Origin of the sequence: Chitinophaga flava, assembly GCF_003308995.1 — a bacterium.
Taxonomy (GTDB): Bacteria; Bacteroidota; Bacteroidia; order Chitinophagales; family Chitinophagaceae; genus Chitinophaga; species Chitinophaga flava.
Window position 1 is genome coordinate 106,047 of sequence record NZ_QFFJ01000002.1, and the last position, 13,644, is coordinate 119,690.

The window sequence follows — 13,644 nt, forward strand, 5'->3', positions numbered from 1 at the left end:
GGCACTAAGTGTCTGGCGCTTTTTTAACCCAGGGCTAAAGCCCTGGGCTAGCTTCGGTTCATCGCTATTTGGCGTCAGTATTTTTTCATCATATGCCTATAGCCCAAGTCCCAAATCTATTTTAGCCCAGGGCTTCAGCCCTGGGAGACCAGCTGTCTATCGTCATCGCCTGCAGTTCATCTTTCAGTGCGAGCGGCATTTGCCCATCCAGCAAATAGCCGGCAGGAGTGCTGGGGTAGATATCTTCAAAGGTGCGTATCTGATTCATAAACACCCGGCGGAAAATATGGCGTCGGGTGATATGATGTGGTTCCGGCAGTCCGATGGCGGCGGTGAGTTCTATTGCACTCTCGATGGTATCGCGGTGGTAGTTGGCTACTCTGTGTTTTTTGTCGTCCACTACGAGGCCGGCGGCCAGCCATTTGTCCTGTGTGGCTACGCCGGTAGGACATTTGTTGGTATTACACTGCAATGCCTGGATACAGCCGATGGCCATCATCATGGCACGTGCACTGTTACAGGTGTCTGCTCCCAGTGCCAGCGCACGCAGCAGGTGAAAGCCGGTCAGTATTTTCCCGGATGCGATGATCTTTATCTGATGACGTATATGGAAGCCCGTTAGAGTGTCGTGTACAAAAGCCAGTGCGTCCATCAGTGGCATACCTACAGAATTGGAAAACTCCGGTGGTGCTGCGCCGGTACCGCCTTCTCCACCATCTACCGTGATGAAATCAGGGTAGATACCGGTTTCCATCATCGCTTTGCAGATAGCATAAAACTCCCGCTGCTGGCCGATACACAGCTTAAACCCTATCGGTTTGCCATTGCTCAGATCGCGCAGCCGTTTGATGAACAACATCATCTCACGGGGACTGTTAAACGCTTTATGGTAAGGAGGGGAGTAAACTGTAGTATAAGGTTTTACATGACGGATGGCTGCAATTTCAGGGGTGTTTTTAGCAGCCGGAAGAATGCCGCCATGGCCTGGTTTGGCGCCCTGCGAGAGTTTTAGCTCGATCATTTTTATCTGGGGCAGGGCCGTTTTTTCTGCAAAAAGTTGGTCAGAGAAATTACCTTCTTCATCACGGCAACCAAAATAACCGGTACCAATCTGCCAGATAATGTCACCACCTTGTTTCAGGTGGAAGTCGCTGATACCGCCTTCGCCGGTGTTATGGGCGAAGTTGCCGATCTTTGCGCCGCCGTTTAAGGCTTCTACGGCATTGGAGCTGAGAGAGCCATAACTCATGGCGCTTACGTTAAAGATGCTGGCTGCATAGGGCTGCAGACAATCTTTGCCTCCAATGGTCACCCGCGGGTCTTTGTTCATAGATTCAAAATCACGTGGCTGAATGGAATGCGCCATCCATTCATACCCTTCCGCATATACGTTGAACTGAGTACCAAAGGGCTGGGTGTCAAGCTCCCTTTTGGCACGCTGGTAGATGGTGGAGCGGTCTACACGGTTAACCGGGCTTCCATCAATATCACTTTCTACAAAATACTGATAGATCTTGGGCCGCAGCGCTTCCATCCAGTAACGCATCCGTCCTACTACCGGGTAATTACGGATAATGGCATGTTTGGTTTGTCGCATATCCAGTATGCCCATTACAATAACAGGCAAGACAAGAATAAGCAACCAGTAAACCCATGGGAAAAACACACCAAGACCGATAATGATAAACAGGCTTGTAATCGAAAATCCAATAAACCCTTTTGCCATAATGAATCATTTAATCGTTATATCACTAAGTTAAAAAAATTATCCACAGGAGATATCCACCATCAGTATTCCTTAACAACAGAATAATTTGTATTGTTCCCCAACAGGGGCGCAGAATACGCTTATTTGCATATGTGCATTATACGTTTTATATTACACGGATTCTATTGATGGTGGTAGACACGACCGGGATAATTGCCATTTTTCACCATCCGCCTGTATTTAATTGCCATTGTAGCATTTCATTATATCGTTATTTCTAATTTAATCAAAACCATGATCAGGCATAAGTTTTTAGGGAAACTCATGACAACGGGGTTGTTGCTCACCAGCACTACCGTGTTTGCCCAGGCCAGGAAATCAGCTCCATTTGATCCTTCGCGTTTAAAAACCAGCTGGGAAGTAGTTGAAAACAACCATCAGGGCAAAGCCAATTTTCTGTCGACGTTCACCTTTGTCAACAACAGTGATAAACCTTTTCCCAACAAAGGCTGGGAACTGTATTTCAACTTTGTGCGTATGGTGAAAGCCGGTGTACTGCCAGGCAATGTGAAAGTAGAACATGTCAACGGTGATCTGTTTCGTCTTACACCAGCAGAAAATTTTGCCGGTATAGCTCCCGGAGATTCCCTGAAACTGGGCATCGTAGGTGATGCCTGGGCTGTTAACTTTACCGATGCACCCTCCGGCCTGTACATCGTATGGGACGATCAGAAAGAAACCGGCGTGCCTATTAAAGACTACAGCATCCGCCCTTCTACTACCGCCAAACAACTGATGCGTTATCCCGGTGATAAAACTGCCGTAGTAACGCCAACGGATATATTTAAACAGAATGCAGCCATTAAGGATATTCCTGCTGCACAGCTGCCTCCGATTTTTCCTACGCCGGTATCGGTTACCAACTCCGGCGGAAACCTGCTGCTGGACGCTCCTCCGGTGATCACCGCAGATCCTGCACTGGAAGCCAGTGGTAAGTTTCTGGAAAAAGAAATGATAACGTTGCTGGGTAAACGTAGTCCGGGTAAAAAGACAGTTGCTTTTCGCCTCGACAATAACCTGGCTGCTAACGCCTATACGCTGCAGGTAACACCTGAAGGCATCATCATTACTGCCGGCAGCGACGAAGGCGCTTTTTATGGTATACAGTCCCTGAAATCCCTGATAACACCTGCGGCATGGTCCGGTGTGCAGAAATCTATCAGCATACCGGCTGTGCAGGTGAAAGATTATCCCCGCTTCAACTACCGCGCCTTTATGATCGATGTTGCCCGTAACTATCACAGCAAACGTGATCTGTTCCGTATCCTCGATGTAATGGCCTTGTACAAACTGAATGTGCTGCACTACCACTTCAGCGATGATGAAGGATGGCGCGTTGAAATACCTTCCCTGCCCGAACTGACGCAGGTAGGCGCCAAACGCGGCCACAGCACTGACTGGAAAAACATGCTGCCGCCTTCCTATGGCTCCGGCCCCGATACCAGCAATGCTGCCGGTACCGGTTACCTCACCCGCAACGATTTTATCGAAGTACTGCGTTATGCAACGGAAAGGCATATACGCGTATTGCCGGAGATAGAAACGCCCGGCCACGCCCGTGCAGCGGTGAAATCTATGGAAGCCCGTTACTATCGCCTGAAAGCAGCCGGTAAAGACAAGGAAGCCAATGAATATCTGCTGACGGACCTGGAAGATAAATCCCAGTACCGTTCTGTACAAAATTGGAATGACAACGTGATGAACGTCGCCCTGCCTTCTACCTATCGTTTCCTCGATAAGGTAGTAGAAGAGCTGCAGGCGATGTATAAAGAAGCCGGTGCGCCACTGCCAGCCGTGCATATGGGCGGCGATGAAGTGCCACACGGTGTATTTGAAAAATCACCTGCCTGCCTGGCGCTGATGCAACAGGATAAGAGCGTGAAAAATGTAAACGACCTGTGGTATTATTTTTATCGTAAGGTGAATGACCTGCTGAAAGCCCGTGGTATGGAGCTGGCTGGCTGGGAAGAAACCGGTATGCGTAAAACCACCCTCGACGGAGAAGTGTCCAGTATACCGAATCCCGATTTCGCTAACGATAATTTCCAGCTGAACGTGTGGAACAATGTTATTGGTGGTGGTCAGGAAGATCTTTCCTATCGCCTGGCCAATGCGGGTTACAAGGTGATCCTCTCCGGTGTGAGCAACTTCTACTTTGATATGGCCGCTATGAAATCATTCGATGAACCAGGTTTTTACTGGGGTGGTTTTGTAGATGTGGATAAACCTTTCTACTTCATTCCTTTCGATTACTACAGGAATTCAAAAGTGGATGGAAGAGGCAATCCGGTGACGCCTGCTATGTTTGTTGGCAAAGACCGTCTCACTGGTTTCGGACAGTCCAATATCCGCGGTATACAAGGTTTGTTGTGGAGCGAAACCGTTACCACTTCCGATCGTATGGAATATATGATGCTGCCTAAGTTACTCGGACTGGCAGAACGTGCCTGGGCACAGGATCCGGCATGGGCTACTGAAAAAGACACTGCTAAATCAGATGCCATGTATGCCCAAGCCTGGAGCGTGTTCACCAATGTATTGGGCAAACGTGAAATGCCACGCCTCGACTATTACAACGGTGGTTATAACTGGCGTATCCCCACAGCCGGCACTTCTGTTGAGGAAGGTGTAGTAAGCGCCAATGTGCAGATGCCGGGAATGGTCATCCGATACACTACTAACGGTGAAGAACCTACGATAAAAAGTCCGGTGTATACAGGACCTGTCAAAGCAGGTGGAAAAATTGTAAAGTTCCGCGTATTCAACACCCGTGGCCGCAGTAGCCGAACTACCACAGTAAAAGTGCCGCAGCCTACTACGCAGCTACTCAACAATAAGAACTAGTTACATACTGCATAAAATAAAAGAGCGTCCCCATTGACACCACATCAATGGGGACGCTCTTTTTTATTCCTCCGCAATCTCCCCCTCAATCATCACCGCTCAATCTCCGTTCATCATGTAAAATACCCTCATCATATAAATCACCCCCATCATAAAAATCACCGTTGTATTTTGTTTCTCTGACCCTTTTAATTTCTGACAGTGCATACAATTCCACGTTTATTGTGCTGCTGCCTGTTAAGCATACCTGTATCGGTTACTGTGATGGCTCAGCAACAAAAGAAAAATGAATCTTATCATCTGAAGATAAGAAAGGCAACTTCACCTGTAAAGATTGATGGTGTAATTGATGAACAGGCCTGGAAAGATGCCGAGGTAGCCACCAACTTTAAGATGGTGTTGCCGATGGATACCAGTGCTGCTAACGTGCGGACAGCTGTAAGGATGACCTATGATCAGCAACATATTTATCTGCTGGTGGAAAACTACAAACTGGGCGATGGGCCTTACATGGTGGAATCGTTGCGGCGGGACTTTGCTTTTCTGAAGAACGATAACTTCCTGCTTTTTATGGACCCTTTTGATGACCAGACCAATGGTTTTTCTTTTGGTGCCAATGCTGCGGGAGCGCAATGGGACGGCCTTATGTATGATGGGGGTAAGGTAGATCTGAGCTGGGATAACAAATGGACTTCTGTTGTTAAAAATTATGATGACAAATGGGTTTTTGAGGCAGCTATTCCGTTTAAGACGATCCGTTATAAGAAGGGGATCACCCACTGGGGTATTAACTTCAGCCGTAATGATCTGAAGACAACGGAAAAATCGGCCTGGGCGCCGGTGCCACGGCAGTTTGCCACAGCATCGTTGGCGTATACCGGTAGCCTCGACTGGGACACGGTGCCGCCGGCAGCAGGACCTAATATTTCCCTGATACCGTATTTGTTGGGTGGTATTGCCAAAGACTATGATAAGGGCACGCCCGCCAAATTCCGCAGGGATGTGGGCCTGGATGCCAAGGTAGCGGTGACTTCCTCCCTCAATCTGGACCTTACAGTAAACCCTGATTTCTCGCAGGTGGATGTGGATAAACAGGTGACTAACCTGGACCGTTTTGAGTTGTTCTTCCCTGAGAAACGGCAGTTTTTCCTGGAAAACGGGGATCAGCTGTCCAACTTCGGTTATGCTAATATCCGGCCCTTTTTCTCCCGGCGTATCGGGTTGGGAACACCTATTCATTTTGGGGCGCGGTTGAGTGGTAAGCTGAATAAGGATTGGAGGCTGGGTGTGATGAACATGCAAACGGGGAGGAAGGAGGAAATAGGCTTGCCTGCGCAGAATTTCACGGTGGCGGCCCTGCAGCGGAGAGTGTTTGCGAGGTCTAATGTGGGCTTTATTTTTATCAATAAGGAATCATTGAATTACGATCCTTCCAAAGTGGTGGACCTGCCGGTGTATTCACGGTACAACCGTAATATGGGCCTGGAGTATAACCTGGCTTCGTCCAATAATTTCTGGACGGGTAAGGCGATGCTGCTTAAATCGTATAGTCCTGGTAAAACGGGCCATGACTTTGCCCATGCGGCCAATCTCCAGTATACCAGCAAAGTGTGGAATGTAAGCTGGCAGCACGAATATGTGGGCCGGAACTATAATGCTGAAGTGGGGTATGTGCCCCGGCAGGGATACATCAAGTTGATGCCACAGGTGACCCGTCTGTTTTTCCCGCAGTCGGGTGCGGTGTTGAGCCATGGGCCTCAGTTGAATACTACCTGGTTTATGGATGAACGTTTTAACCGTACTGATAACGAAACGATGTTCACCTATGGGATCGTTTTCCGGCAGCGGAATACGCTGAATGTATGGGGTTCCAACACTTATATCCGGTTGTTGAATCCATTTGATCCTACGAATACGGGTAAAGACAGTTTACAGACCGGTACGCGGCATAACTGGAATACGGTGGGGGCAGACTATGTATCGAAGCCTCAGCGCCTTTTTACCTATGCTTTTTCTGCCCGTTATGGGGGCTATTACGAAGGGGGGACGCGGCTGATGACCAATGCCGAGCTGGGGTACCGTTTCCAGCCTTATGTGAGTATTGCATTGACTGCCAATTACAATCATATCCAGCTCCCTCAGCCCTGGGGCAATACCTCTTTCTGGCTCGTGGGGCCCCGGCTGGACGTGACGATGACGAATACCCTGTTTTTCACCGGTTTTATGCAGTATAATGAACAGCAGAAGAATATGAACCTGAATACCCGCTTCCAGTGGCGTTACCGGCCGGCTTCCGATCTCTTTATTGTGTATACCGACAACTATCTTCCGGAGCCGCTGCATGTTAAAAACAGGGCGCTGGTGCTGAAGCTGGTGTATTGGTTTAATATTTAGTTATCCTATTTCCCATAGCCGGTTTCGTGACGGCTTGTTTTGATTGAAATATTTAGTCGTCCTATTTTCCATAGCCGGCTTGCCTCTGACAGCTTATTTCGGGTGTGCGCCGTTTTCGGGGCACACCCGGTCTTTTTTGTTGCCTTTCAGTCTGTCTGAAGATTTGTTAATAAGCAGATGTTTAGATCTCGTTAACATTTCTATTCGTAATTCCTTCTATCATTGTGATTCGTAAAAACACAATGGCCGCATCCTAAAAAAACTAGAACAGCTCAAAACATCAGAGTTTTCATTTACTATCGTTGTGAATACAACCCCCTGCGGTTTTTACTGTGGGGATTTTTTTTGCCCCTTAAAATTGTCTAGTATGCAACATCCCTTAAAACTGACACTTTGGTTTTCAATAGGATTCCTGATGATGGTGGAGGCAGTGACTGCACAGGGTTACACAGTAGTCTCCGGAAGGGTGAAGGGGCATAATGGCGAGCAGGTATCTGTATCCTGGTGGAGTGAGCCGGGTGTATCGCAGGCGGTGACTGAAGAAGCGCCGTTACAGCAGGATACTTTTTGTTTCCGGTTGTCTGCAGACCAGGTGAGGGAGGGTTTTGTGTATGTAGATGCGGGGAGTGCCGGCAATTTTTACGGGATGCTTCGTGCGGGGGATAGTGTACAGTTATCTTTTGAGGAAGATACGATGGTGTTTACCGGGCGTGGTGCGCTGGCCTGCCGGGTACAATATCTTGCCAGGCATGTACAGGAGCGTATTCCCGTGCCTGTGGGTGAAGACGCGGTATCCAGGGCTGCCTGGCACCGTGAGCAGTTGCGGGTTGCAGAAAGAATGCTGAAAGTTTATCGCGATAGTTTACCTCCGGCTGTATATGCGGTAGTTCGGGCGAATGTGCTGGGAGAAACGGCGGGTAAGCTGGTGAGTTGTTTATGGCGTATTCCGCAGGACAGTAATGCAACTGCTCAGCAAGCAACACTATACCAACAGATGATCAGGCCTGCATTACCGGCGATCATACCTTCGGATACTACGGCGGTGGCTGTCCGGTATTTAAATTACCTGTTGCAGAAGGCGGAAGCCGACTACTTTATGCAACGGCATAGTCAGTGTACAGAGCGCGATATCTATGAATGGATAAAAACACATTACACAGGAGTGATGCGGGATAAGCTGTTGGCTCATCATCTGCTGCAAAGCCTTGCTGCCGGCGGGCAGCCGGAAGAGCTGGCACGATGTGCGGAAGATTATCTGACGCTGGTTCAGCATGCAGCATGCAGGCAGGCTATCGCTACCAAATACGACAAATTAAAGAAAGGCCTCAGCAAAGGTGCGCCTGCGCCTCCCTTCACGTTCCCCGACAGCAGTGGACATAATATCAGTCTGAATTATTTTACAGGAAAGGTAGTGCTCCTGCATTTTTATGATGATAGTGACCAGTTGTTGCCCTCACTCGCTGAAATCAATGCCTGCTTTAATAAAGATGATGTAGTATTTGTACATATCTGTTGCAACAATGGAGCCCCGCGCAAATACCCTGGCGTGCAATTGCAGGCTGGTGGCCAGACTGCGGGGATACTCGAACAATACAATATCAGTCAGTATCCCGGTCTGATTGTGATAGGCAGGAATGGTAACATCTATGCTACCCGGCCACCAGACCCCACTGCCGATCACGGCGCAGCACTTGCCGATATTATCTATGCGGCATTATTGCAGTAGACATCTTTCAGTCCTTATATCCAATAATTTACCTTTCTTTACGTTAATAAAAAGTGCGCAGAACAACCGCATGAACGCCATTGACCCGCAGCCGATTTTTTTGAGAAACCCGTTTAAATCAGATTACTAATATTTACAATAAAATATATATATGGGAATCTTGGTTTAATCCTGAACATTATCGTAAATTCAATTAATAACCGTTAAGCCCCTCTATGCCACATGCCAAAGCGTTATTTTGATCGACTACAAACCATTGATTACCTCATCAGGATCAAAGGGACCGGTAAACCCGCTCAACTAGCCAAGCGGCTTCGTATTTCCGAACGAACACTCTATGAATTCCTCAAAATGATGAAGGAGTTAGGTGCTCCCATTGAGTACGACCGGTACAAAGAAAGTTATTACTACTCAGAAAAAGGTGGTTTCAACATCCGGTTCTCTAAGAACCTAGTCACCGTGGGTACAGTAATGATGCTCCTCCTGATTAATCTCTGGTAAAAGTCCGCGCCTGACCTGCCTGCCGGGAAACCGGGAAGCTGTCACTGCGCCTCAGCTGCCCCCTGCGGGCCTAAGATTTTACCCTGGCCGGCCTCAACGCCGACCCGTACAGAATCTTTTGTTACATTCATTAAAATGGATAGGGAATGTATGTACCACATACCTGCCCTGTCCATTTTTTTATTATTCTTTAAATGTTTACAAGTGGTTAACAAAATCCTTCTTTATTCCCCCCATATTTACCCTCACTGAAATACACCTGCACTCCGGGAATACACCTTTACCCGGAGGGGATCACATAAAACGACTTTTTTTATAACGCGGTTTAGATTAGATTTTAGATTACACGCAGGTTTCTCTCCAGTCACCTGCTTTTTTAAACTGCCATAAAGAACAGCGCGTTATCCACTTTAAATACATTCACATTTATAATCTGCAATGAGAAACTGATGACTATGCAAAATGATTACTTTATACTCCGGTGTGGTGATCGGCACGAAAAAATCCGGTATGATGAATTACAATACCTCGAAGTAATGAACGATCACATCCTGTTACATATGAAAGGATATCACCTGGCTACTCTGGAAACACTGGACTGGATCATGTCCAGACTCCCCCTCACTACCTTCCAGCGGGTTCACCAATGGTTTGTAGTGTCTTACCGGCATATCACCCAACTGGGGGAAGACCATGTGATGATTGGCTCCGTCAAAATACCGGTGACCCGTCAGGCGCTCCTGGCCCTGGCTGCCGGAATGGCCGGCTACTCAGCGGATAGCCGATAAGATCTTACCGGCCACCCCATTGGCATCTTCATCGTAATTATGCCCGCCCGGCAACACCAGCTTTTTATAATGCTGCAGGGTGAGGTCTGCCATGTTGAAATCCTTCTCTTCTGACCCAAAAACCAGCAGTACCGGCTTATTGGCGATCCTGTTCATCTCCGCCGTTACATTCATCCCCTTATTGCCAGATCTGCCCAGCATATCAGAGATATGCACCTCCATATCAGTAAAACGGGAAGGAGAAAGAAAGATGATCTGGGTAACCTCCGATTCTATACCGGCAGGCAGGTGATTGTAGATAAAGGGCAACACATCGGCGCCCATGGAATACCCAATCAGCACCACCCCGTTGTTGATATTCCAGGCTGACTGGTAATACCGGATCAGCTCTGCAACATCGGCTGCCGCCTGCTGCGGCGTTTTTTTGTTCCAGAAATATTTCAACGCATTCAGCGCCACCACCGGGTAGTTGTGCTGACGGAATGCCTCAATCATATTGGCCGAAAATTTCTTCATACCTCCGTCGCCCGTTATATACAATATCAACGGGGCTGTAGTGCCAGGTGCCGGGGCCTTAGCCTGTACCGGTAAATTATTTACGCTGGACTGTGCCCGCAACCCAACAGTTGAGAAAAACAACATTCCTATCAGCAAAAACCTACCTGTATGTATTAAATCTCTGGTTAGCATATGCAAATATATCTTCCTCTTCTTAAACAAAATCTGTTCCGCACTAAGGCTGCATCACCTTGCTCAGCGCCGCAGGCAGTTGAAGCAGGTCAAAGTCATGTTCGTAAATCAGGTATTTGTTGGTCCACACGGTGGCATATTTATCCTTGAATTCCCTTAGGCCCTGGTAATGCCGGAAGAAACGCAGTTTCTCATAAGCATACTTCACCATTTTTTCAGCAGTGTTTTCCGGCTGACTGATACCCGACATCGGCACCATGCCGAGATTGAGGTATTGCAGCTCTTTCTGCTGCGCATCTTGTATCAATGCGATGATCAGTGCGTCCATCACACCGCCGGGCGCATTGGTGCGCTTACGGATAAGATCGTAGGTACATTCTCCCGGTGTATAGTCGGGAATAATATTCAGGAACGCCACTATTTTGCCTTCGGCATCTGTAACGGTGATCATGTCTTGCTCCCGCATGGCGGTAGCATCAAACAGGCCCTGTGAGAAGGTCATCTCCTTTACCTCATACTGTTCCAGCCATTCATCGCTTACCTGTTTCAGCTCTGCCAGCATGGCCGCTGATTGAGGGGCCGGGTGGAGAGTGGTCACATATCCTTTGTTGGCCAGGCTGTTGAGCGCATTACGCAACGATTTTTTGTCTTTGCCACTAAGGGTGAAATCACGGATGTCCATAATGGCTTCCTGACCAATCAGCATTTTTTTCTTCTTCAGCTGACTGAAATAATAGGTGCTGTCTTCATCTACCCGGTAAAAAGCGGGGCGCAGGCCCATCTTCCGGCATTGTTGCTCAAATTCCTCGAGCAGCATCAGTTTATTGTCTTCACTGCAAACCGGTTCTTCCAGCACAATAGCAAAGCTACTGGCTACCCGGTAGGCAATAAAACCTTCATACGTATCAGATACGTACAGGATCTTATCTTGTCCTACTTTGAAATAATCCATGGGAGAATCGCCATACTGGCTCAGGTAAAACTTCGCTTTTTCCAGCGAAGTATTAGTAGGCTTGGCCACCTGAAGGTATGGACGGATAATGGTATAAAACAGAAAGGCCCAGGAGCTGACGCCCAGCACACGGATGGCCGACATGAACTCCCGTGCAAAACGGGTCCCGGGGCGTAGCCCATCATCTTCCAGCAGCATAAAACAGTGGAAGGCATGCCGGAGGGACTGCTGCCAGGTGAAGTCAATACCAAAATGCCGCACATTCAGGAAATAAAAACCGATGGTACCAAATATCAATACCAGCAGGAAAGTGGCCACCGCCGTGACGACTCCGATATTCACCAGCTGCCGGTTGCTTTTCACCCGGTAATGTCTGGCAGTGACCAGCAACAATATACTGGTGATCAGCGCCAGTGATGCCTCTTCATAGTCGAGTGCTTTACCCATGTGTCCAAAGATGGATATCAGGGATACCGACAATGCTACGATCCAGGCACTACGCAGTCCCCTGAAAAGGAAGGTGGCCGTTACCAGCAATATCAGCCCGGAAAATACCACCAGCAGGTTGGAGGCATGGATAGAAGTACCAGGTATATAAGCCCGCAACAGATGCATACGGTAGGCCAGCGGAGGAGTGAGGACTGAGAAAATATTGACCATCCCCAGTAAAAAGATCAGGATAGGCGGCAGCAGTCGCAGCGCCAGGTCCCGGCCTTTCAGCGCGAAAGCCACCATACCGGCCGCCAGTGGCAGCCAGAATTCAAACAAACGGAACAGCAGCGTGATCTCCAGCGCTTCCAGCGTGGAGTAACCGTAATTGCTGAGCAGATACGCCAGTGAAAGCTCAATGGCGCCGAGGCCCCGCAGAAACGGAGAGATGATCAGGAAGATAGTGGCCACAATATATCCTACACAGGCAGCTTCCAGCGAAGGGGCCACTCCTGCTGCCAGCATACTGAGGTACAGATGGGCCACACCGGTCACTTCAATCAGCACCGATGCCAGCACGGTATACGTAAAGGAAGGCACAGACAATTGAAAGGTGAAGATTTCATCTACCTTATGGGCAGTGGCTGGAAAATATTTTATCAGCAACTGATAGGCTTTTCCCCGTTTTTGCATGGAATGAACCATCCACACGACAGCAGCCAGCAATACACAGATCGCTGCCAGGCCCCAGCCGGCGTCTTTCATACTGCCGGTATGCAGCATGGCATACATCACTACCGGTATACCTGCCAGAAATACAGAGAGGATTCCTACAAATCCATAAATACCGGATGCCTGGTGTATCTGTTGTTTGTGCAGCTGTGCACGCCGCAAACTCTGTGGCACGTAAGCCAGGGAGCTGACGCCGCCGGCAGGCAGAAATACGGAAAGCAGGTTACGTTTCAGAAAAAGTTCAGTGCTCAGGTAGGTGCTCAGCCTGGAGCCTATCGCACGGAAACTGAACACATACATGAGTGCCTGTAACAAAATGTATATACCTGTTACAGCAATACCAATAAATACCCATACCCGGTCTGCCTTTTCAATGGCAGGTACCAGAGAGGATAATTCATGACGTTGTGAACGAAAGAAATAGATGGCTAACAGTATAAACAACAATGCTAATAACTCCTTCCAGTGGAGTTTCCGCAAAAAAGCCGCAGACAGGATCTTTTTTTCAAGAGGCATGGTAAATGGTAACTTGAGATTTAGTTAACGCACAAAGTTAAGCCATCAGGCTGTGCAGAACTTGAATGAGTACGAGTTTAAGCGGATTTTAATATTGTATGAAATCAATTAATGTGATTTTTTTCGTATGTATAATCTGGCCGTTTTCATTGCGGAATGTGAGGGGAAAGCCAATGCTGATGAGATATGGAGGTTTCGGATGAGGCTGTGTATGTGTTTGTCGGGTATGGTTTTCAATAAAAGAGATAAAAAAAATCCCGGCTGTTGAGAGCCGGGATAAACAACAGACAGGGCCGTTGTAGTT

General features: G+C 48.1%; 8 protein-coding genes. 5 read left to right on the top strand and 3 right to left on the bottom strand.

Translation table 11 applies throughout. The features are described from left to right. Window positions 1–121: 121 nt before the first annotated feature. A complete protein-coding gene (locus DF182_RS16745) occupies window positions 122–1,726 on the bottom strand; it encodes an FMN-binding glutamate synthase family protein (protein ID WP_113617003.1) in 1,605 nt (534 codons plus the stop codon). 276 nt (window positions 1,727–2,002) lie between these two features. Between DF182_RS16745 and DF182_RS16750 the strand changes: the two genes are divergently transcribed. The 5 genes from DF182_RS16750 to DF182_RS16770 all read left to right on the top strand — a co-directional run bounded on the left by DF182_RS16750 (window position 2,003) and on the right by DF182_RS16770 (window position 10,021). Then, entirely contained in the window at window positions 2,003–4,612 is a 2,610-nt protein-coding gene (locus DF182_RS16750; protein ID WP_245957473.1) for a family 20 glycosylhydrolase, read from the top strand. A 201-nt stretch (window positions 4,613–4,813) separates the two neighbouring features. Continuing rightward, window positions 4,814–7,006, top strand: coding sequence for a DUF5916 domain-containing protein (locus DF182_RS16755; protein WP_245957474.1), 2,193 nt, complete (start codon window positions 4,814–4,816; stop codon window positions 7,004–7,006). Window positions 7,007–7,373: 367 nt separating this feature from the next. Beyond that, entirely contained in the window at window positions 7,374–8,732 is a 1,359-nt protein-coding gene (locus DF182_RS16760) for a peroxiredoxin family protein (protein ID WP_113617005.1), read from the top strand. A 222-nt stretch (window positions 8,733–8,954) separates the two neighbouring features. Further along, the gene (locus DF182_RS16765) at window positions 8,955–9,233 is read left to right on the top strand and encodes an HTH domain-containing protein (protein ID WP_113617006.1); all 279 of its coding nucleotides are present in this window, start codon (window positions 8,955–8,957) and stop codon (window positions 9,231–9,233) included. 455 nt (window positions 9,234–9,688) lie between these two features. Further along, window positions 9,689–10,021 carry a LytTR family DNA-binding domain-containing protein gene (locus DF182_RS16770; protein ID WP_161964164.1) on the top strand — a complete coding sequence of 111 codons (333 nt, stop codon included), beginning with the start codon at window positions 9,689–9,691 and terminating at the stop codon, window positions 10,019–10,021. Here DF182_RS16770 and DF182_RS16775 read toward each other — a convergent pair. Next, window positions 10,004–10,537 (bottom strand): AcvB/VirJ family lysyl-phosphatidylglycerol hydrolase, encoded by a 534-nt coding sequence (locus tag DF182_RS16775; protein ID WP_161964165.1) that lies wholly within the window; start codon window positions 10,535–10,537, stop codon window positions 10,004–10,006. The two genes, DF182_RS16770 and DF182_RS16775, sit on opposite strands and share 18 nt — an antisense overlap. A 217-nt stretch (window positions 10,538–10,754) precedes the next feature. Beyond that, window positions 10,755–13,340 (bottom strand): phosphatidylglycerol lysyltransferase domain-containing protein, encoded by a 2,586-nt coding sequence (locus DF182_RS16780; protein ID WP_113617009.1) that lies wholly within the window; start codon window positions 13,338–13,340, stop codon window positions 10,755–10,757. Window positions 13,341–13,644 lie beyond the last annotated feature (304 nt).